At 42.6% G+C, this 21188-nt stretch carries 19 protein-coding genes, 13 tRNA genes, 1 rRNA gene and 1 pseudogene; 7 read left to right on the top strand and 27 right to left on the bottom strand.

Annotation, left to right across the window (positions count from 1 at the left end):
• Position 1: 1 nt before the first annotated feature.
• Positions 2-952 (bottom strand): AAA family ATPase, encoded by a 951-nt coding sequence (locus tag B9L23_RS01620; protein WP_089096752.1) that lies wholly within the window; start codon positions 950-952, stop codon positions 2-4.
• A 681-nt stretch (positions 953-1633) separates the two neighbouring features.
• On the opposite strand from B9L23_RS01620, the pseudogene B9L23_RS01615 reads away from it, so the two are divergent.
• The 3 genes and pseudogenes from B9L23_RS01615 (at position 1634) to B9L23_RS01605 (ending at position 5100) form a co-directional block, all read left to right on the top strand.
• A pseudogene (locus tag B9L23_RS01615) lies at positions 1634-2881 on the top strand (Nramp family divalent metal transporter).
• 476 nt (positions 2882-3357) lie between these two features.
• Positions 3358-3852, top strand: a complete 495-nt coding sequence (locus B9L23_RS01610) for a cation:proton antiporter regulatory subunit (RefSeq protein ID WP_062677492.1) — start codon at positions 3358-3360, stop codon at positions 3850-3852.
• 9 nt (positions 3853-3861) lie between these two features.
• Complete coding sequence (locus B9L23_RS01605; protein WP_089096751.1) at positions 3862-5100, top strand: cation:proton antiporter; 1239 nt, start codon at positions 3862-3864, stop codon at positions 5098-5100.
• 258 nt (positions 5101-5358) lie between these two features.
• On the opposite strand, the gene groL is transcribed toward B9L23_RS01605, so the two are convergent.
• Both groL and groES read right to left on the bottom strand, forming a co-directional pair.
• On the bottom strand, positions 5359-6978 hold the full coding sequence (groL, locus tag B9L23_RS01600) for a chaperonin GroEL (protein WP_089096750.1): 1620 nt from the start codon (positions 6976-6978) through the stop codon (positions 5359-5361).
• Positions 6979-7060: 82 nt separating this feature from the next.
• The gene (groES, locus tag B9L23_RS01595) at positions 7061-7345 is read right to left on the bottom strand and encodes a co-chaperone GroES (protein WP_043903404.1); all 285 of its coding nucleotides are present in this window, start codon (positions 7343-7345) and stop codon (positions 7061-7063) included.
• A gap of 279 nt (positions 7346-7624) precedes the next feature.
• Between groES and B9L23_RS01590 the strand changes: the two genes are divergently transcribed.
• The gene (locus B9L23_RS01590; RefSeq protein WP_081189581.1) at positions 7625-8359 is read left to right on the top strand and encodes a CPBP family intramembrane glutamic endopeptidase; all 735 of its coding nucleotides are present in this window, start codon (positions 7625-7627) and stop codon (positions 8357-8359) included.
• 4 nt (positions 8360-8363) lie between these two features.
• A complete protein-coding gene (locus B9L23_RS01585) occupies positions 8364-8546 on the top strand; it encodes a YdiK family protein (protein WP_012748978.1) in 183 nt (60 codons plus the stop codon).
• 14 nt (positions 8547-8560) lie between these two features.
• Here the strand turns inward: B9L23_RS01585 and tatC are convergent, their stop codons facing one another.
• Genes tatC through moaC form a run of 4 tightly spaced genes read right to left on the bottom strand, consistent with a single transcriptional unit; the run spans position 8561 to position 10647 of the window.
• A complete protein-coding gene (tatC, locus tag B9L23_RS01580; protein ID WP_089096749.1) occupies positions 8561-9307 on the bottom strand; it encodes a twin-arginine translocase subunit TatC in 747 nt (248 codons plus the stop codon).
• Between the two features lie 20 nt (positions 9308-9327).
• Positions 9328-9483, bottom strand: coding sequence for a twin-arginine translocase TatA/TatE family subunit (locus B9L23_RS01575; RefSeq protein ID WP_012748976.1), 156 nt, complete (start codon positions 9481-9483; stop codon positions 9328-9330).
• The gene (locus B9L23_RS01570) at positions 9480-10136 is read right to left on the bottom strand and encodes a redox-sensing transcriptional repressor Rex (protein ID WP_081189579.1); all 657 of its coding nucleotides are present in this window, start codon (positions 10134-10136) and stop codon (positions 9480-9482) included. Before B9L23_RS01570 ends, B9L23_RS01575 begins: the two co-directional genes overlap by 4 nt.
• The gene (moaC, locus tag B9L23_RS01565; RefSeq protein WP_012748974.1) at positions 10126-10647 is read right to left on the bottom strand and encodes a cyclic pyranopterin monophosphate synthase MoaC; all 522 of its coding nucleotides are present in this window, start codon (positions 10645-10647) and stop codon (positions 10126-10128) included. Before moaC ends, B9L23_RS01570 begins: the two co-directional genes overlap by 11 nt.
• A 124-nt stretch (positions 10648-10771) precedes the next feature.
• On the opposite strand from moaC, the gene B9L23_RS01560 reads away from it, so the two are divergent.
• On the top strand, positions 10772-12706 hold the full coding sequence (locus B9L23_RS01560; RefSeq protein ID WP_012748973.1) for an ABC-F family ATP-binding cassette domain-containing protein: 1935 nt from the start codon (positions 10772-10774) through the stop codon (positions 12704-12706).
• Between the two features lie 420 nt (positions 12707-13126).
• Here the strand turns inward: B9L23_RS01560 and tsaD are convergent, their stop codons facing one another.
• The 19 genes from tsaD to B9L23_RS01465 form a co-directional block, all read right to left on the bottom strand.
• The gene (gene tsaD, locus B9L23_RS01555) at positions 13127-14140 is read right to left on the bottom strand and encodes a tRNA (adenosine(37)-N6)-threonylcarbamoyltransferase complex transferase subunit TsaD (RefSeq protein WP_089096748.1); all 1014 of its coding nucleotides are present in this window, start codon (positions 14138-14140) and stop codon (positions 13127-13129) included.
• Entirely contained in the window at positions 14137-14589 is a 453-nt protein-coding gene (gene rimI / locus B9L23_RS01550; protein ID WP_012748970.1) for a ribosomal protein S18-alanine N-acetyltransferase, read from the bottom strand. The genes tsaD and rimI overlap by 4 nt, the downstream gene beginning before the upstream one ends.
• Positions 14549-15289, bottom strand: a complete 741-nt coding sequence (tsaB, locus tag B9L23_RS01545; protein WP_081189578.1) for a tRNA (adenosine(37)-N6)-threonylcarbamoyltransferase complex dimerization subunit type 1 TsaB — start codon at positions 15287-15289, stop codon at positions 14549-14551. Before tsaB ends, rimI begins: the two co-directional genes overlap by 41 nt.
• Positions 15286-15744, bottom strand: a complete 459-nt coding sequence (gene tsaE / locus B9L23_RS01540) for a tRNA (adenosine(37)-N6)-threonylcarbamoyltransferase complex ATPase subunit type 1 TsaE (RefSeq protein WP_012748968.1) — start codon at positions 15742-15744, stop codon at positions 15286-15288. The genes tsaB and tsaE overlap by 4 nt, the downstream gene beginning before the upstream one ends.
• Before the next feature lie 319 nt (positions 15745-16063).
• Positions 16064-16136, bottom strand: a tRNA-Asp gene (locus tag B9L23_RS01535).
• A 5-nt stretch (positions 16137-16141) separates the two neighbouring features.
• A tRNA-Met gene (locus B9L23_RS01530) sits at positions 16142-16218 on the bottom strand.
• Between the two features lie 189 nt (positions 16219-16407).
• Positions 16408-16524 (bottom strand): 5S ribosomal RNA (gene rrf / locus B9L23_RS01525).
• Positions 16525-16791: 267 nt separating this feature from the next.
• Positions 16792-16865, bottom strand: a tRNA-Gly gene (locus B9L23_RS01520).
• Positions 16866-16891: 26 nt separating this feature from the next.
• Positions 16892-16965: transfer RNA gene (locus B9L23_RS01515), tRNA-Pro, on the bottom strand.
• Between the two features lie 3 nt (positions 16966-16968).
• Positions 16969-17045, bottom strand: a tRNA-Arg gene (locus tag B9L23_RS01510).
• 76 nt (positions 17046-17121) lie between these two features.
• Positions 17122-17204: transfer RNA gene (locus B9L23_RS01505), tRNA-Leu, on the bottom strand.
• A gap of 16 nt (positions 17205-17220) precedes the next feature.
• A tRNA-Leu gene (locus tag B9L23_RS01500) sits at positions 17221-17305 on the bottom strand.
• Between the two features lie 5 nt (positions 17306-17310).
• Positions 17311-17383: transfer RNA gene (locus B9L23_RS01495), tRNA-Lys, on the bottom strand.
• A gap of 1 nt (position 17384) precedes the next feature.
• Positions 17385-17459 (bottom strand) — tRNA-Gln (locus B9L23_RS01490).
• Positions 17460-17479: 20 nt separating this feature from the next.
• Positions 17480-17555, bottom strand: a tRNA-Asp gene (locus tag B9L23_RS01485).
• Between the two features lie 49 nt (positions 17556-17604).
• Positions 17605-17676, bottom strand: a tRNA-Glu gene (locus tag B9L23_RS01480).
• Positions 17677-17696: 20 nt separating this feature from the next.
• Positions 17697-17789, bottom strand: a tRNA-Ser gene (locus tag B9L23_RS01475).
• A 2-nt stretch (positions 17790-17791) separates the two neighbouring features.
• Positions 17792-17866 (bottom strand) — tRNA-Asn (locus tag B9L23_RS01470).
• 411 nt (positions 17867-18277) lie between these two features.
• The gene (locus B9L23_RS01465) at positions 18278-18745 is read right to left on the bottom strand and encodes a SprT family protein (RefSeq protein WP_012748967.1); all 468 of its coding nucleotides are present in this window, start codon (positions 18743-18745) and stop codon (positions 18278-18280) included.
• A gap of 88 nt (positions 18746-18833) precedes the next feature.
• On the opposite strand from B9L23_RS01465, the gene cmpA reads away from it, so the two are divergent.
• The gene (cmpA, locus tag B9L23_RS01460) at positions 18834-18947 is read left to right on the top strand and encodes a cortex morphogenetic protein CmpA (protein WP_089096747.1); all 114 of its coding nucleotides are present in this window, start codon (positions 18834-18836) and stop codon (positions 18945-18947) included.
• Here cmpA and B9L23_RS01455 read toward each other — a convergent pair.
• Positions 18942-21107 carry a Tex family protein gene (locus B9L23_RS01455; protein WP_211278802.1) on the bottom strand — a complete coding sequence of 722 codons (2166 nt, stop codon included), beginning with the start codon at positions 21105-21107 and terminating at the stop codon, positions 18942-18944. The two genes, cmpA and B9L23_RS01455, sit on opposite strands and share 6 nt — an antisense overlap.
• Between the last annotated feature and the right edge of the window lie 81 nt (positions 21108-21188).

Below are 21188 nucleotides of genomic sequence, written 5' to 3'. Positions count from 1 at the left end.
ACTACCTTTGAATTGGAACAGGAATTCTAGCGATAATTTGGGCGACAATCTCTTCCGCTGTGAGCCCGTCAAACTTTGCTTCTGATTTAATGATCATGCGATGAGACAATACATATGGCGCTAAAAACTGCACATCATCAGGGACAACGAATTCCCGTCCGTGCATAAACGCATACGCTTGTGCCGCTTTCATCAGCGCAACAGAACCGCGTGGACTTACTCCTAGGTAAACGGACGCGTTCGAACGGCTTCGCTGCACGATGTCAACGATGTAACGCTTAATAGGATCGCTAACGTATACTTCCGTCACCTGCCGCTGCAGCTCCAGCAGCTCATCCAAAGCCATTACAGGGCGAATTCCCTCAATAGGCGGCGCTTTTTCCACTCGGCTTAATATTCCCACCTCTTCCTCAGGGGATGGATATCCCATGTTTAGCTTCAATAAAAAGCGGTCTAACTGGGCTTCCGGGAGCGGATATGTTCCTTCATATTCAATCGGGTTTTGCGTTGCCATGACGAAAAACGGACGCGGCAACGGTCTTGTCGCCCCGTCCACTGTAACGCTTCCCTCTTCCATCGCTTCCAAAAGCGCCGATTGCGTTTTCGGCGACGTACGGTTGATTTCATCGGCCAGCACGATGTTCCCCATAATTGGCCCGGGCTTGTATTCAAATTGCCTCTCTCTCGGGTTATAAATAGACACGCCTGTTACATCGCTCGGAAGCAAGTCAGGGGTGAATTGAATCCGCTTAAACTGCGCGTTGATCGATTTGGCCAGCGCGCGCACCAGCATCGTTTTGCCGACGCCGGGAACGTCTTCCAAAAGCACATGTCCTTTGGCCAGCAGTGCAACAAGGCTTAATATCGCTACGTTTCTTTTCCCCACAATCACTTTCTCGATATTTTCTACAACTTGTTCTATCGAAGGCTGTAACATTTCTTTTACCGTCATGAATGAAGCTCCTTTACTTTTAGGATGGCAGTCATATTGTTATGATGATAAAACTTTTGGCTGTGGACATTTCATTTCCTCAATTATTTAATATTATAATAACTAATATACATAATTTTTGAAATAATTTTTATTATTAAGGAGCATTCCTGTTAGAAGTTTTTTCGGGGACTTGAATAAAAAAAGCCCTCTTGGTATGATTCGGGGGTGTCAATCGGATGAATTGACCCCTAATTTGGATACCAAGGAGGACTATACATGAATTAGGACATCTTTGGCCTCGAAACGGCTGCTTGATGCCTATAGTCTCGATTCTCTAGACAACAAGGATGACACGGAGAAGCTGGCGCGATATCATCCATTCGACCTTGAGTCCCTAAAGGAGCTTAGCCGGCCTCTGCCTGATGACTAGACCGAACGAAGGAATGTAGGCACAAGGATGCCAAGAGACATGGGAGGGTTCGTCATCATCAGCGATGCAGAGATCCACGGTGCATCCCATACGCTTCCCCCCACTACAACCAAATTTAACCAGTAGTGGCCGCGAAGCGTACCCAGTAAATGTAAGATATACACATATTTAAGAAATAATGTTAGAAACTTTGTCGAAAAATATTTTTTTGACACCCCTGAAACGGCTACAACCGTTGATATATCAACATTTATAGAGGGAGGATGGAGATGGAAACATCAAATAGCCAAACTAACAAGAAAAAATGGACCATTATTGGTCCCGGTCTCATTGTCGCGGCTACCGGTGTCGGGTCAGGGGACCTCGTCGCCGCGCTTGTCGCCGGCACGAAAATTACGCTCTTGTGTTCGCATGGGCAATCATCGTTGGAGCTATCTTTAAATTTGTGTTAAATGAAGGGGTAGGACGCTGGCATTTGCTGAGCGGCAAAACCATTTTTGAAGGCTGGCAGTCGATGGGGAAATGGGCCTCCGGCTATTTTGGCGTCTATGCGCTTATTTGGGGCTTTGTATACGGCGCCGCCGGTACATCTTCGTGCGCCTTGGCGATGTCAGCGATGGTTCCGGCCATTCCTCTCTGGGCTTGGGCAATTATCCATGGAATCGCCGGGTTTGCGATCACTTGGTCGGGCCGTTTTCAGCTATTTGAGCGTGTCATGAACGTACTAGTCGGTCTCATGTTTATTACTGTAGTCGGCTCGGCCATTCTCGTTCTTCCGCAGCTGAACGGACTATGGCATACGGCCGTTCCTGACCTGCCGAAAGGATCCCTCCTTTACGCGCTTGGATTAATCGGCGGCGTCGGCGGCTCGATTACAATGGCATCATACGGCTATTGGATTCAAGAAAACGGCTGGAAAGGACCCTCCTACATTTCGCCGATGCGCTATGATTCCGCTATCGCTTACATTGTAACAGCTATTTTTACGTTGTCGCTACTTGTGCTTGGTGCCGCCTTGTTATACGGAACAGACACAAGCATCAGCGGCGAGCAAGGGCTTGTCTCCTTCGCCTCCATTATGGGCAATGAGCTGCATCCGGCAGCGCGCTGGCTGTTTTTGCTTGGATTTTGGTCTGCCTCCTTTACGTCGGTAATCGGCGGTATGGAACGGAGTATCATATTTGTTCGCCGATTTTATCCGCAATGTACGAAAATTGAACATTGATAAAGAAAAACTCAATCAAACAAAAGCATTCCGCTTTTACGTCTTTTGGCTCACATTTCCACCGATGCTTTTGCATTTTATCGGCAAACCGGTTGGATTAATTATCGTCTACGGTGCGTTAGGAGCATTATTTATGCCGTTTTTGGCGATTACGCTACTGTGGCTTTTAAATTCGAAAAAAGAGCTACCGGAAGGAAGACGCAACCATTGGCTGTCCAACTTATTGTTGATTCTTTGCCTCGTCTTGTTTGCCGTATTGGCGGTGAACGAACTGCGCAACCTTTTTGCCTGAATAAAAAAACATCCTGGAGCTGCCAGGATGTTTTTTTCTATCGTCCACATAATGATTTTTTATTGTCTTTCGTGTAACGCAAAACAAAGGAAAAGATATAGAAAGGCGGGGCAACTGACATATGTATTTCCCTCTCGCCTGCCTTCAAACAGTCAACCAAGACAAAAACAGTGAAAAGAACCTTTTTTACTGTTATAATAACTATAGCCCAAATAGATAACAGGAAAGGGATCATTTGGTGTAAGAATTAGATATAAACAAAAATGGTATTTTTATCCAAAAAAAATTTTCGACTGCTTCCTCTATAAGCAAACTACTCATCATCGACACTTCTATTCCTTCGATGGCCAAATCTAAAAAAGGTCGTAGAAAGTTTATTGTTGCTCACATTTGGTAATATTAGGGTTTATTAGGTGCCATAATCCAAATGGCGCTTCAAAAACAAATAAACAATCCATAAGGAGGAATCTTTGACCATGAATATTCGAGAAATTGAACTTCCAGGAATTGGGTACAAATTTGAAATTATTACGCGAAACAAAGATAAACTTGTCATCGTGATTCATGACGATGGACGAAGAGAAATTTATCACTTTGACGCAGAGGATTATGATGAAGTCGTTAGCAGTGTGACGCTAAGCGACCAAGAAGCGAGGCAAATCGCGGGGATCATTGGAGGAATGGCATACAAACCGAAAGCACTCGAAACGGTTGAATTCGCCTTTGACGATCTAATTATCGAGTGGTTTCAAGTAGAACCGAACGCCCCTGCTGTAAATAAAAAAATTGGAGATCTTGATATTCGGAACCGCTTCGGTATCACCGTTATCGCTATCAAAAAGAAACATTCCCAAAAATCTCATAATCCGGGTCCCAATACATTGATTGAAGCCGGGGATACATTGGTCATGTCTGGAGAAAGACAACAAATAAAGGAGATCATTAATCAGCTACTATCAAATAAGGAGTGATGTAGATAAATGAACTACTTAGTATTGGAAGTGGGAACAGCGCTCGTTTTAGTTGCTATTGGATCCATCATTGCCAATAAATTAAACTTCTCCATTATCCCGTTTTTGATCATTATCGGCATGCTGGTTGGTCCTCATGCCCCCACGATTGGGATTATTGACCTCACCTTTATTGAAAGTAATGAAATTATCCAGTTTTTAGGGAGGATCGGGGTACTTTTTTTGCTGTTTTATTTGGGGCTTGAATTTTCTGTCGGCAAACTGATTAAGTCCGGAAAAAACATTGTGGTTGGTGGCACCATCTATGTCATAATGAACTTTGTTTTAGGATTGCTTTACGGCAAGGCCGTCGGAATGCCATGGATGGAAACGCTTCTGATTGCTGGGCTCCTCAGTGTATCATCAAGTGCCATCGTGACTAAAGTGCTTGTCGATTTAAAGAGAACGGCCAATCCTGAAACAGAGCTCATTTTAGGGATGATCCTTTTTGATGATATCTTCCTTGCCTTATTTTTGACGACGATGTCAGGTGTTTTGCTAGCTGGCTCCACCTCCCTTTTTGGAATCAGCCTATCTGTTTTCACATCTGTCGCTTATATGTTGCTATTTTTTATCATCGCTCGAAAAGGTGCCCCTCTACTGAACAAATGGTTAAATATCAAATCCGATGAAATATTTATCATCGTCATCTTTGCTACTCTCTTCTTTGTTGCCGGTTTTTCCGAAACGATTCACGTCGCTGAAGCCATCGGAGCCTTACTGCTCGGGCTTGTCTTTTCGGAGACGGAACACCGTGATCGGATCGAACATTTAGTTGTTCCATTCCGTGACTTCTTTGGAGCTATTTTTTTCTTTAGTTTCGGTTTGAGTATTGAACCGTCAACCTTAATTCATGCGTTTTGGTTATCATTAGGGGCCGTTATCGTCACTCTAATAGCAAATATCGTGGCAGGGATGATCGCTGGGAGAAGGGCTGGATTGTCCTACAAGGCCTCTACAAACATTGGTTTGACGATCACTGCGCGTGGGGAATTTTCCATTATCGTTGCGAATCTGGGGATTACAGCGGGGTTAAACCCTATATTAACTCCTTTTACCGCACTTTACGTTCTCATGCTCGCGATATTAGGGCCGCTCTTTGCTAAAGAAAGCAAAAGTATATATAAACTACTCAATAAAGTATTTAAATGGGATAAGAAGGTAATAAAAGAGAAGCAGAAGGAACGACTGGAAACTGCGGAAAAATAATAGCGTCTGCAACGCCTTCTTTACCATTCGCTTACTTCAGATCCATCTCTTATTTGCTTCCCCCGAGTGGACGCTCAGTTACCGGACAAGCGGCAACTCGGGGATGTATTCATGCAACCGATCGGTCGAAAAGACGTTTACATTCCAAAAGAAGACCTCTCTATGCAAATACTGTAGACTCCGTTTCTTCTCTTCCCTCTATCCAAAAAGAAAAGGAACACCGGGATCACTCCCAGTGTTCCTTGTTTTTTATAGGGATTACATCATTCCGCCCATGTCAGGCATGCCTGCGTTGCCGCCTTTGTTTTCTTCTGGTTTGTCAGCGACAACTGCTTCTGTTGTTAAGAACATAGCGGCAACAGAAGCTGCGTTTTGAAGTGCGGAACGAGTTACTTTCGTTGGGTCTACGATACCAGCTTCAATCATGTCTACCCATTCACCAGTAGCCGCGTTGAAGCCGATGCCAGGTTTTTCTGTTTTTAAGCGTTCAACAATGACAGAGCCTTCCAAACCAGCGTTTTGCGCGATTTGGCGAACTGGCTCTTCAATTGCGCGAAGAACGATTTTCACACCAGTTGCTTCATCGCCTTCTGCTTCAATCGCAGCAACTTTGTTGTATACGTTCATTAATGCTGTACCACCGCCGGCTACGATACCTTCTTCCACAGCGGCACGAGTAGAGTTGAGCGCGTCTTCGATGCGTAATTTGCGTTCTTTCAATTCTGTTTCTGTAGCTGCACCAACTTTGATTACCGCTACGCCGCCAGCTAATTTTGCTAGACGTTCTTGTAATTTTTCACGATCGAATTCAGAAGTTGTTTCTTCTAATTGAGCACGAATTTGGTTGATGCGGGCTTTAATGCGGTCAGAATCGCCAGCGCCTTCTACGATTGTTGTATTTTCTTTTGTTACAACAACTTTTGAAGCGCGGCCAAGTGATGCGATTGTTGTAGATTTTAAGTCACGTCCTAGTTCTTCGGAGATAACTTCACCGCCAGTTAAGATTGCGATGTCTTCAAGCATTGCTTTACGACGATCACCGAAGCCAGGAGCTTTTACCGCTACAGCAGTGAATGTACCGCGAAGTTTGTTTACTACTAATGTTGCAAGCGCTTCGCCTTCGATATCTTCTGCGATGATTAATAATGGTTTGCCTTGTTGAACAACTTGTTCTAAGATAGGCAAGATGTCTTGGATGTTAGAGATTTTTTTGTCTGTGATTAAGATATATGGATTTTCAAGCACTGCTTCCATTTTTTCTGTATCTGTGATCATGTATGGAGATACATAACCACGGTCAAATTGCATACCTTCCACAACATCTAATTCTGTTGTGAAGCCTTTTGATTCTTCTAATGTGATAACACCGTCGTTACCAACACGTTCCATTGCTTCTGCGATTAATTGGCCAACTTCTTCGTCAGCTGCAGAGATAGCCGCAACTTGAGCAATCGATTCTTTTCCTTTGATTGGTTTGGAGATTGCTTTTAATTCTTCTACTGCCACAGCAACCGCTTTTTCAATACCTTTACGGATGCCCATTGGGTTTGCGCCAGCTGTAACGTTTTTCAATCCTTCGCGGATCATTGCTTGCGCTAAAACTGTTGCCGTTGTTGTACCGTCCCCAGCAACATCGTTTGTTTTGCTTGCAACTTCAGCGACAAGCTTCGCACCCATGTTTTCAAATGGATCTTCTAATTCGATTTCTTTCGCGATTGTTACACCGTCGTTTGTAATTAATGGAGAACCGAATTTTTTCTCTAATACGACGTTACGGCCTTTTGGACCTAACGTTACTTTTACCGCATCAGCTAATTTGTCCACACCACGTAACATCGCACGACGAGCTTCTTCGCTGAATTTAATTTCTTTTGCCATACCCCGTTACCTCCTTATGAAATAGAATCGTTAAGTATTTTGTTAAATATTATTTTTGCATATCTATGTTATCAATGCTATATTAACCAATAACAGCTAAAATATCGCTTTCACGTAAAATTAAGTATTCTTTGCCATCATATTTTACTTCTGTACCAGCATATTTCGAGAAGATAATACGATCGCCAACTTCTACTTCTGGAGCTACACGTTCACCGCTGTCAAGCACGCGACCTTTACCAACAGCAACAACTCTGCCTTCTTGTGGCTTTTCTTTCGCAGTGTCTGGCAATACGATGCCGCTTGCAGTTTTTTCTTCTGTTTCAATCACTTCAATGACAACGCGATCACCTAATGGCTTTAACACGGAAAACAACCTCCTTGATAATAATTTTCGCCGTTCTTATTAGCACTCGTCTTAACTGAGTGCTAACACACTTATAATATTAATGAACTTCTCTTTTTTTTGCAAGTGGGAAACACCAAAAAATAATATGTTTTTTCTCGTTTCCTGCCCTTTTTAATTATTTCACATTTCCACAAACCTAAACAACAATCCATTCTTTTTTTGTCATTTTTTATAGAAGATGTGCTACAATACGGGAAGTATCACTATATTATTTTATCGGCAAAGGGGTAAGTTTCATTGAAACGACGCTACTGGTATGTCATTATTACGTATGTCATCATGCAGCTATCAGGTATTGCAGGGGTCCCATTGTTGCATTTTCTCGGTGTTGGAAAACACGCAAAAAATGACTTTGTGGCAACAGAGATCGCCTCTGGCTATTGGGCGGTTATCAGCTTTTCCATCGCCTTTCTCATCATTCTCTTTTTCTTGCGTGAAGATATAAAACAGCGGCACACCCGTTATAGCGTTCCGTTATCTGCGGCATGGATGTGGGCCATTGGCGGCGTCTTTTTAGCCTTGTTTGCCCAAAGCATTGCCGCCAATATTGAATGGCGCTTGCTCGGCATCGAGCCCGGTTCAGAAAATACAAAACGAATTGTCGAGATTATTCGAGTCACCCCATTATTGATGGTCGTTACTTCTATCATCGGACCGATTTTAGAAGAAATTATTTTTCGCAAAATTATTTTCGGAACACTATATCAAAAATATAATTTCTTCATTTCCGCACTAGTTAGTTCTCTTTTATTTGCGGTTGTCCATATGGAGTTCGAACACCTGCTGCTGTATGCGACAATGGGATTTACCTTCGCGTTTCTTTACGCGAAAACAAAGCGTATTTTCGTTCCGATTTTTGCCCACGTCACTATGAATACGTTCGTCGTATTAATACAAACGATATTTGCGGATGAGATAGAAAAAATGATGCGTCAAACAGAACAGATACAACTCATTATTGGAGGCTTTTAGTACGATGAAAAGGTCACCATTACAATTCGCTTTTTTCTATTTTCTTATGGGCATCTTATTCACTTACTTGTCGATTCAAAGTGCGGATGAAACCATTTGGAATTTTTTCACGATCGTTCTTGCGATAATAGCTACGCTTGATTTTGGAACTGCGATACGTCTGTTAGTACTTTACTTTAAAAAATGAACCTCCCGCCGCATTCACGGGAGGTTTTCTTGTTCCGTCTGCGCCAATAGCGCTTTGCGATAAGCTATTTTCGAAATCCAAATGCTCACTTCATATAAAATCGAAAGCGGAATCATAACAATGACTTGTGACAGCACATCTGGCGGCGTAATGACCGCCGCTAAAATCAATAATGCTAAATAAGCATATTTGCGCACCTTGATTAATAACATCGGTGTAATCAAGCCAAGCCTTGTTAAAAACATCACAACTACCGGCAGCTGAAATACAATTCCAAATGGCAAGATCAGATGAAGCAAAAATTCAAAGTATTCATTAATCCCTATCACCTGATGAATGCCGAGACGGGACGCTAAATTTTGCATAAAACGAACGACGAAAGGAAATAAGATGAAATACGCAAAACTAATGCCAGCTAAAAAGAGAAAGATCGAAATCGGAATGTAGCTTAACGTGACTCTTCGTTCCTTTTCATACAGCCCAGGACTGACAAACGCCCAAATTTGATAAAGCAGAACTGGCGCGGTAAGAACAAACGCAAGAACAAACGCAAATTGAACATAAATTTTTATTGGATCTGTTAAACGAAAGGCGTTCATCGTTAATTCCTTCGCTTCGTCCGTTCGCTGCAAATATAAAATGACGGGCTCCACGAAAAAGAAACTAGCAATAAGGGCAATGACAAAAAACACAAGAACAATAATAAGTCGCTTTCGTAATTCTCCCAGGTGTTCGTACACCGACATTTCTTTATCGTCCATACTTCAATCATCCTAACAAATCATAATTGGTCTGGTTTTTTTTCATCCTCGTCTGTTAATCCTTTAGTGGCATCCTTAAATTCCCGCAGCGATTGACCGAGCGATTTGCCCAGCTCCGGAAGTTTTTTCGTTCCAAACAATAATAAAATAACAAGCACAATTAACAAATATTTCACTTTTCATTCTCTCCTTTATCGGCCGGATAATTTTTTAAGAAATAGACTAATGATTGCAATTCAACCGCTAAATCAATATGATGGACACGAATATGTTTCGGTACGTTCAATCGAGCGGGTGTAAAGTTTAAAATTCCTTTAATCCCTTTTTGAACGAGACGGTCCGTAATCCATTGAGCGGCAGGAGCCGGTACGGTCAAAATCGCAACAGGAATTCCTTCGTGAAGGCGATTTTCCAATTCATCCAAATGATATACTGGCACACCGCCAACTTCTTTTCCTACTTTCTTTTGATCGACATCAAATGCCATCACAATTTTTGTATTATTATTTTTTGTAAAATTATAATTTAAAAACGCTGTCCCTAAGTTCCCGACTCCAAATAACGCCACTTCGGTAATTTCATCTTGATCAAGCGTCTTGCGAAAAAAAGATAATAAATAATTGACATTATATCCGTATCCTTTTTTGCCAAGCGCACCGAAATAGGAAAAATCACGGCGAATGGTCGCGGGATCAACTTTTACTGCCTCACTTAATTCCGCAGAAGAAACTCGTTGTTTTCCTGAAGCATGTAAATTTTTCAAAAAGCGGTAATATAGTGGCAAACGTTTTGCAGTTGCTTGCGGAATTTTTGGTTGTTCATTGTTCATTCGCAAATCCCCCAACACTACTGTTTTCTCGTTGATAATGGCCTGATTTCCCACCTGATTTTTCCACTAAATAGGTTGGGCCAATCACCATCCCTTTGTCTAGCGCCTTACACATATCATACACGGTCAGTGCACAAACAGAAGCAGCCGTCAGCGCTTCCATCTCCACACCTGTACTTCCTTTTGTTTTTACCGTTACGGTGATCAGTAATTGGTAAAGCGCTTTTTCTTCCTCGACATGCCATGCAAATTGGATGTCGACACCTTTTAACATAAGAGGGTGGCACATTGGAATTAAATCAGACGTTTTTTTTGCGGCCATAATGCCGGCTACTTGCGCAACAGCAAGCACATCCCCTTTTTCAATCATGCGATTTGTCATTTTCTCGTAAATTTCTTTATTTACGGTCACGCTCGTTTGTGCTACCGCTACTCGAATGGTATCCTCTTTTTCCGTAATATCGACCATTTTTGCACGGCCTTGTTCATTAAAATGCGTAAATGATGACACACATATCTCCCCCATTTATAAACTATACACTATTTTTAGACATCTGTCTTTTATCGTTTTGTTTTATTGCGATAAGAAAACAAATTACGCTACACTATTATTGTTAAACGAGAGGTGAACAACAATGATTATTTTACAAGTCAATCAACTAACAAAATATTTCGGTGCTGACCTTATTTTATCGAATATAAAATTAGAAATACAATCCAAAGATAGAATTGCGCTCGTCGGAAGAAACGGAGCAGGAAAATCGACACTATTAAAAATTATTGCTGGTGAGATGTCTTACGATAGTGGAGAAATCATCAAACCAAAAGAAGTATCGATCGGATATCTTGCTCAAGATAGCGGTCTACACTCCTCTTTATCCATTTGGGAAGAAATGATGACAGTATTTGCTCCTCTAAAAACAATAGAAAAACAACTTCGCCAGATGGAGCTGCAAATGGGAGACCCTGATCTAATCGCCGATTCTTCCCGCTATGAAAAATTATTAAAAGATTATGATGCATTGCAAGAACGCTATAAAGAACAAGGCGGTTATCAATACGAAGCGGATATTCGTTCGATTTTACACGGCTTACAATTTGCGAAATATGACTATATGACGACTCCCGTTCAATCGTTAAGCGGCGGACAACGAACTCGTCTGGCGCTTGGAAAACTGCTTTTAATGAAGCCTGATTTGCTTATTTTGGACGAACCGACAAACCATTTAGACCTTGAAACATTAACATGGCTCGAACAATACTTGCAAACATATCCTGGCGCTATTCTTATCGTATCCCACGACCGCTACTTTCTCGATAAAGTTGTCACCCAAGTATATGAGCTGTCACGGACAACATTGAAACGATACACAGGAAATTACAGCCGTTACTTAGAACAAAAAGCAGCCGAATATGAACGAGAACGAAAACTGTATGAAAAACAACAAGAAGAAATCGCAAAACTCCAAGACTTTATTCAACGCAATATTGCCCGTGCCTCCACAACAAGACGTGCGCAAAGCCGGAGAAAACAGTTAGAAAAAATGGAGAGAATGGAAAAACCAGCAGGAGACGAAAAAGTTGCTTCCTTTTCTTTTGACATCGAACGGCAAAGCGGAAATGACGTATTAATCGCTGAAGATGTCGCAGTCGGATATGATGAGAACAAGCCGCTCATTCGCAACATTCGTTTCCGCATCACGCGCGGTGAAAGCATCGCCTTGGTCGGACCGAACGGAATCGGAAAGTCAACGTTGTTAAAAGCGATTGTAAACAAACTTCCGCTGCAATCAGGACATTTCCGTTACGGTTCGAACGTGCAAATCGGCTATTACGACCAAAACCAGGCTGATTTGTCCTCGAATAAGCGCGTGCTCGATGAACTTTGGGATGAATACCCTGACAAAACGGAAAAAGAAATCCGCACCGTGCTCGGAAGCTTCTTATTCTCTGGAGACGATGTATTAAAACCTGTATCGGCCTTAAGCGGCGGTGAAAAAGCGAGACTGGCGCTTGCCAAACTAATGATGCAAAAAGCCAATTTCCTTATTTTAGACGAACCGACAAACCATCTTGATTTAGACAGTAAAGAAGTGCTCGAAAACGCCTTAATCGAATATCCCGGAACTATTTTATTCGTTTCTCACGACCGCTATTTTATTAATCGAATTGCCACGAAAGTATATGAGCTTTCTAGTGACGGAATTACCGAGTATTTAGGCGATTATGACTACTATGTCGCAAAAAAGGCGGAAATGCTGGAGCTAGAACGTCTCGCTTCCGAGAAACAAACAGGCCGTTCTCATGAAGAGGCATCATCGAAACTTAGCTACGAACAGGAAAAAGAGGCGAAAAAACTAGAACGACAGCGCAAGCGGCGCATTGAAGAAATTGAAACAGAAATTAGCGAATTAGAACAGCAAATCGCATACATCGACGAACAATTATGCGATCCAGAAATTTATCAAGACCATGAGAAAGTACAAAAATTAACAAAAGAGAGTGACGAAATGAAGGGAAAATTAGAAAAATTACTAGAAGAATGGGAAACACTTCATACATTACAATAATAATTGCGAAAAAACATCCACGGTTGTGCATACCCGTGGATGTTTTTTAGTTAGTCACATACCCACAAACTTATCCCCAATTTTTTTCCCACAATTTAAGTTATTCACGGATTTTTCCACATTATCCACAAAAAAAGCCGTTTTTATATGAAAAAATTTGTGGTTATTTCATCCCTAATAAAATAAGATTCTTTCTCTTTTTCCACAATATCCACAATTTGTGGATAAATATATTCACATGATTATTTTTTTAATAAAAAATTGGTTTTTCCTTTTTCCACCATGTAAAACGCTCATAGCTAATCTGTTCAAAGATACTTTATCTCTCTTCCTTTCACTCCGTTCAACGAAAAAAGTTACACATTTTTATATAAAAAAAGAACTTCCTTCAAGACATATCTTGAAAGAAGTCCTTTTCGTTTAATCTAGTTCTAAACTTGGATCTGCGTTCAATGCCATGTCGGCAAGTTTTCCTTGTGTGAATAAAACAGTTCCTGCCGCCGCAATCATCGCCGCATTGTCGGTACAAAGCGATAAAGGCGGAATAACCAATTCGATATGGTCTAATTCAGCCATTTTTCGCTCCAACTCCGCTCGTAATCCTCTGTTTGCGGCGACTCCGCCCGCAAGCAGCACTTGACGGACATTATATTCTTTTGCTGCGTTGACGGTTTTGGTCACAAGCACATCGATTACGCTCGCTTGAAAGCTGGCTGCCATATCTTTCGGGTCGATGATTTCTCCACGCTGATTCGCGTTATGAAGCGTGTTTAATACCGCCGATTTCAACCCGCTGAAGCTAAAATCATATGACCCTTCTTCCAGCCATGCACGAGGCAAATCAATGGTCACCTTTCCTTCCTGTGCAAGACGGTCAATATGCGGTCCGCCCGGATAAGGAAGGTTTAATGCCCTCGCCACCTTGTCATACGCTTCTCCCGCCGCATCGTCTCTCGTTTCGCCGATGACTTGAAACTTGCCATGCCCCTCCATGTACACAAGTTCCGTATGTCCTCCTGAAACCACAAGAGATAACAACGGAAATTTCATTTCCGTAACAAGCCGATTCGCGTAAATATGCCCGGCGATATGATGAACGCCTACAAGCGGAAGACCATGGGCAAACGCTAACGCTTTCGCCGCGTTCACACCAATCAAAAGAGCGCCGACTAATCCTGGACCTTGCGTCACTGCAATAGCACTCAACTGTTGAAACGAAACATCCGCCTTACGCATCGCTTCTTCAATAACGAGCGTAATCTGCTCGACATGGTGGCGCGAGGCGATTTCTGGTACGACTCCGCCAAATCGTTTATGGCTTTCCATTTGGGAAGCCACAATATTAGACAAAATTTCCGTTCCATTTTTCACAACTGCCGCCGCGGTTTCATCGCAGCTCGTTTCAATTCCAAGAACATATATGTCATGATTCATGATAATTTCACCCACATTACAAGAGCATCTTCTAAATTATCTGGATAATAATGTCTGCGGATACCGCCATTAAGAAATCCTAATTTTCGATATAAAGATTGGGCTACATGATTAGAAACACGAACTTCTAATGTCATGGTGACAGCCCCAAGTTGCTTTGCTGTTTCCATTAATTTGCGCATTAGCGCTTCCCCTAATTTTTTGCCGCGATATTCAGGCAATACAGCTACATTTGTAATATGCGCTTCATCAATGACGACCCACATTCCCGCATAGCCAATGATGCGGCCGTTATGTTCCATTACGATATATTTGGCATAACGATTATAAACAAGCTCATTATAAAATGCTTCTCTGCTCCAAGGAGACGTAAAAGAAGCATGCTCCACTTGCAATACTGCATCAATATCATTTAAGGTCATTGAGCGAAATCGAATTTTCATCCCCATATTTGTTTTCCCCTTTTTGCTTGGCAAGCCATTTTGCTTCTGCCTCGGCAAGGCGAACGTAATTAGGCACAAAAGTATGAGTATTCTCTTTTTCTTTATTTTTTCCAAGCAGCGCTAACTCACCTGGGCGAGGCAATTGTAACGAAGACGGCGCAAATTCCGCAAAATCGCCAAGTTGTTGCTGAAACGTTTCTTTATATAAGGCGATATCGGCTCCGATAAATAACACTTTCTCCTGTCTTTCCTGCAGTTTGTGCGCCCATTCATCGGCCAAAACGATTCGGTCACTTTCTATACACTCTAGTTGTACGCCGTTATAGCGATATAATCCTGTATAAATTTGACCTCTTCTCGCATCAAAAAACGGAGCGATAACACCCGAAAAATACCTTCCGTTCGCTGCTAACACTTCAAGGCTAGATACTCCTACAATCGGGATCTTTAATGCCCATGCTAATGTTTTTGCAATCGTTACTCCGATGCGCACTCCCGTATAAGATCCGGGCCCTCTCGCAACAACAATTAACTCTAGTTCACTGGGAGATACACCGCAATCTTTCAATAAAGACTGGATTGCCGGCATTACGCGCGTGGAATGGTCTTTCTTTATATTTGTCACTATTTCTCCTTTTACGATATCGTCTTCCACTAATGCGACTCCCATTACCACATTTGATGTATCAATCGCTAATATTTTCATGACTCTAAAATCCCCTTACATAACTGTTCATATCGTTCTCCGATTGGTTCAATCACTAATTTTCGCTCATCATTCCCATGGTGAAACAGATAAATGTTCAATCTTTCCGGTGGTAGCTGTGGTTCGATAAGATGTGCCCATTCGATGACAGTGACACCATCACCATGAAAATATTCGTCAAAACCGAGATCCTCCATTGTATCTTCTAAACGATACACATCCATATGATAAAGGGGGAGACGCCCTTTATATTCCTTCACAATCGTAAAAGTAGGACTGCTAACCGTTTTCCTTACTCCCAATCCTTTGGCTAATCCTTTTGTAAACGTCGTTTTTCCCGCGCCTAAATCCCCTTCTAATGTAATGACATCTTTTGCTTTTAACTGTTCTCCAAATCTTGAAGCAAGATGCATCGTTTCCTCAGGAGAGTGCATAATCAGTTCATAACGTTTCATCACGTTTCACCTTTACATTTTTATAATGATAACCTTCGCTTCTGAAATTTTATCATATTCTTATCACTTGTTACCACTTTCCCTGCTAATATTTAATATTGTTGAAAAGAAGCATCTATGCCTCTACACAATGACTAAAGTTATCGGCTTCCTTCGTCAATCTTCTTAAAGGATGAGTCCAACCTGCAGTAAGCTAGTTGCACATCTAAAAAAAATAAAAAAACCCTAGGAAGCCACTTCCTAAGGAGAAATAAAAAAACGAAACAAGGCTGTTTCGTTTCCTACGCAAGAATTTTATTAAAATGCATTCAACCTTAAGCGGTCCCGACGGGACTCGAACCCGCGATCTCCTGCGTGACAGGCAGGCATGTTAACCACTACACTACGGGACCAATATTGGTTGCGGGGGCAGGATTTGAACCTGCGACCTTCGGGTTATGAGCCCGACGAGCTACCGGACTGCTCCACCCCGCGGTGATAGAAAGGAATGATTGAATTAGGAACAAATGATTGGAAAACTTTAATTCAATTCGTTGCCTCTTCCTCTACTAGCTAATTCAAAGATGTCAAATGCGTCGAGGCAACTCGTAGCTTATTCGATGGAGCTTAAGCTCGTTGCTCCACCCCGCGACGATAGAAAGAAATAAATTAATCATATAAATAGCCTAGCGACGACCTACTCTCGCAGGGGCGCTGGCCCCAACTACCATCGGCGCTGGAGAGCTTAACTTCCGTGTTCGGGATGGGAACGGGTGTTTCCTCTCCGCTATTGTCACTAGGCAAGCACTTCAATTGGCCACATATTATTATACCCGTCCGCCGCTAACCGAACAGAAGCAAGCTTCCGTTCGGTCCGCTCGACTTGCATGTATTAGGCACGCCGCCAGCGTTCGTCCTGAGCCAGGATCAAACTCTCCAAAAAGAAAGTTGATTGGCTTTAATTCGGCGCCGACACCGAAGGTGTCAAGTCGCCTTCGCTTTTCGTTGTGGACGCTTCGTTTTGTTCAGTTTTCAAGGAGCATTCCCTGAAACATTAGTTGTTAATTATGGAGCGGGTGATGGGAATCGAACCCACGACATCAGCTTGGAAGGCTGAGGTTTTACCACTAAACTACACCCGCATGTTTATTCATTAAGATTAAATAAATCGGGAAGACAGGATTCGAACCTGCGACCCCATGGTCCCAAACCATGTGCTCTACCAAGCTGAGCTACTTCCCGAAATGGCGCGCTCGAGAGGATTCGAACCCCTAACCTTCTGATCCGTAGTCAGATGCTCTATCCAATTGAGCTACGAGCGCAAATATTGATTTTGGAAACAACGAATTATATTTTAGCACTTCCTGAAATAAATCACAAGTATTTTTTTTGTATTTATGCGGTCGAGAGGACTTGAACCTCCACGGGGTTGCCCCCACTAGGCCCTCAACCTAGCGCGTCTGCCATTCCGCCACGACCGCATGTTTATTAAGTTAGTGGTGCGGGTGGAGGGACTTGAACCCCCACGCCGTAAGGCGCCAGATCCTAAGTCTGGTGCGTCTGCCAATTCCGCCACACCCGCAAAAATGAGCCATGGAGGACTCGAACCTCCGACCCTCTGATTAAAAGTCAGATGCTCTACCTACTGAGCTAATGGCTCATGGCTGGGCTAGCTGGATTCGAACCAGCGCATCACGGAGTCAAAGTCCGTTGCCTTACCGCTTGGCTATAGCCCAATGTAAATAAAGTATCTAAATGGCGGTCCCGACGGGACTCGAACCCGCGATCTCCTGCGTGACAGGCAGGCGTGTTAACCACTACACTACGGGACCATCAATAAAATGGGGTTGGTGCTTTATAGACCCCAACACCCATCAGCAGTGACCCGTACGGGATTCGAACCCGTGTTACCGCCGTGAAAGGGCGGTGTCTTAACCACTTGACCAACGGGCCACGACAAAATATATCAAAAGTGGCGGAGAAGGCGGGATTTGAACCCGCGCGCCGTAAAGACACGACCTAACGGTTTAGCAAACCGTCCCCTTCAGCCACTTGGGTACTTCTCCAATGGCTCCGCAAGTAGGATTCGAACCTACGACCTACCGGTTAACAGCCGGTTGCTCTACCGCTGAGCTATTGCGGAATAAAGGGAAATGTAGTTATCTTGTTGCAAAACATCATAACTTTCCAGTTCGTTGCCTCTTCCTCTGCTAGCGAACTCAAAGTTGTTGGATGCGTCGAGGCAACTCGTAGCAAATTCATAGAAGTATCGCTCGTCGCTGAGCTATTGCGGAATAAAAATCATAGCAAACTTTTTCATCGCTTCCCAATTACTTACGAACTTGGACAATCGACATTCTTTATTATATTGAGCTGAGTGATGGTTGTCAATAGCTTTTGTATTCATTTATCATCCATCGCCTTTTGGCGACGGCTTTTATAATTTAGCATATACAAACAATAGCTGTCAACACTTTTTTAACAAAAATATTGTTTGTTTTTTTAGGCTTGCCCCTATAAATGCACAAAAATGAAACTACGGCAAAACGTGCTTTCATATTTCTCCGCCGTTATCCAACATTAGTTTTCCGCCACATTGTCCACAAACATACTTGTCTGTATTGACCCGCTTTTTCCGTCTATATTTTAAACTGCACTTAGAACAAACATACACGTAAACTTTTTTTGTTCTTTGTTGTGCTTGCTGAGGGAGTGGCCGACAATAGCGGGGAGCCTGAACTTGTCGTAATAAATCACGAAAGTCTTGGTCACGATGGCGATATCCTTTTCCTTCCAAATGAAGATGGTAATGGCATAATTCATGCTTAATAATGGCAATAAGCTCTTCTTCTCCGAACGCTTCGTAATATTTTTTATTTAGTTCAATGTTATGAGTTTGTAATATGTAACGTCCTCCCGTTGTTCGAAGCCTTGGATTGAATGTCGCTGTATGTTTGAACGGTTTTTTGAAAAATTGTAAAGACACTCTTTCGACAAGCCGTTGCAAATCACTTTGTTTCATTTTCGTTACTCCTTACTTTTTTGACACAGGACAGACCAACCATACATACATTATATACTAACCTTTCTGTTACAGGAGGTCGACTGTTATGCCAACATGGTTAAAAAATCAAATGAGACGAGCCTATTATGAAAAAAATCGTTACCAAATCAAATTGCTAAATCAATGCTGGTTTTTTTATCGGAAAAAACACTGCTCATGAAAGCAGTGTTTTTTCTGATTCTTCCGGTGGAATCATAGATAAAGAAATTCTTCCTTTATCGAGATCTACATTGTCAACCCAAACTTTTACCACATCGCCTACTGATACAACGTCAAGCGGATGACGTACATATTGCTTGCTTAATTTTGAAATGTGAACAAGCCCATCCTGCTTAACCCCAATATCCACAAACGCTCCGAAATCGACGACGTTCCGCACCGTCCCTTCTAACTCCATTCCCCTTTTTAAATCTTCCATTTTTAAAATGTCTTTTCGTAATAACGGCTTTGGCAGCTCATCGCGAGGATCACGTTCTGGACGAATTAAAGCGTCGATAATGTCTTGTAATGTCAATTCTCCGATGCCAAGTTCAGCAGCCGTGTCAGGAATGGAAAGAGATTGCAATGCCTGACGAAGCTCTTCACTTCCGATATGTTCAGTTGTAAAACCAATTTGGTGCAACAGCCTTTTCACTTCTTCATACCGCTCAGGATGAATCGGCGTACGGTCGAGCGGTTCGTCTCCATCAATAATGCGTAAAAATCCGATACACTGTTCATATGTTTTAGCACCAAGCCGCGGTATCGATTTTAATTCCTCGCGGTTTTTAAATTTTCCTTGTTCCTCACGGCGTTTTACGATATTTTCCGATACTGTTTTCGTAAGCCCTGATACGTATTGCAATAAAGAGACGGAGGCAGTGTTGACGTTGACGCCAACTTGGTTAACAACGGTTTCCACGACAAACTGCAATGATTGCGCTAATTTTTTTTGTGAAACGTCGTGCTGATATTGGCCAACTCCTACTGATTTTGGATCAATTTTCACCAGTTCGGCAAGCGGGTCTTGTACACGCCTTGCGATCGAAACTGCGCTCCGTTCTTCTACCTGTAAATCTGGAAACTCTTGACGGGCAAGGTCAGAGGCGGAATAGACGCTCGCTCCCGCTTCATTGACAATAAGGTAAAAAATTTCTTTATCTACTTGTTTTAAGGTGTCCGCCACAAATTGCTCCGTTTCCCTTGATGCAGTTCCGTTCCCAATGGCAATCATTTCGACATGATATTCTTCGATAATGCGGATTAACTTTTCTCTCGCTTCTTCTATCTGTTGCTGCGGGGGATGAGGGTAAATGACATCGATTTTCAGCAATTTGCCTGTTTCGTCGACCACCGCCATCTTGCATCCCGTTCGATAGGCAGGGTCTATACCAAGAACAATCTTCCCTTTTAACGGCGGCTGAAGCAATAGCTTGCGTAAGTTCTCCGCAAAAATATGAATCGCCCGCTCTTCCGCTTTTTCGGTTAATTCATTGCGAATATCCCGCTCGATTGACGGTTCAATAAGCCTTTTGTAGCCGTCCTCAATCGCTTCAGAAAGGAGGGAAGCGGCGGGAGATTGCGGATTTGTAATAATGTGCTTTTGTAAGTATGTCATAATATCTTCTACCGGCGCCTGAATGGAAACACGCAACACTCCTTCTTTTTCGCCGCGATTGAGCGCTAATACACGATGCGGAACAATCCTATGTACTGGCTCTTCATATTCGTAATACATTTCATATACTTTTTTCTCATCATTTTCCGACTCTTTGACAGTCGATATGATCACGCCTTTTTTCCATGTGTGCTGGCGAATCCATTGGCGAAATTGTGCATCATCCGATACCTTTTCAGCGATGATGTCTTTCGCACCTTGAAGCGCCTCTTCGACGGTACGTACTTCTTTTTCTGGTTGAATAAACTCTTGTGCTTTTTCTTCCGGCCGCGGCCTCATTGGACACGTCCATAACCATTCCGCAAGAGGCTCTAACCCTTTTTCCTTGGCAATGGTGGCTTTTGTACGTCGTTTTTGTCTATAAGGACGATACAAATCTTCCACTTGCTGCAGTTTCGTAGCATTGATGATCGCGTTTTTTAGATCATCCGTTAGTTTTCCTTGTTCATCAATAAGGCGAAGGACTTCTTCTTTCCGCTGTTCTAAGTTTTGTAGGTAATTCCATTTCTCCAAAATATCACGAATTTGCACTTCATCTAAGGCGCCTGTCATCTCTTTCCGATAGCGGGCAATAAACGGCACCGTATTTCCTTCCTCAGAAAGAGAAATCACATTGCTAACTTGCTTTGTGGACAAATGTAATTCATTCGCTATCAGGTCCATCAACGCTTCTCTATTTAACAAATCCTTACCCCTCCATGACTAAAAATAAAAATAGCTACAATGATGCAGCTATTCCTAACG

This window comes from Parageobacillus galactosidasius (assembly GCF_002217735.1).
Lineage (GTDB): Bacteria > Bacillota > Bacilli > Bacillales > Anoxybacillaceae > Parageobacillus_B > Parageobacillus_B toebii.
The sequence above is the reverse complement of the archived record's forward strand: the minus strand, read 5'-3'. Positions and strand labels throughout refer to the sequence as shown.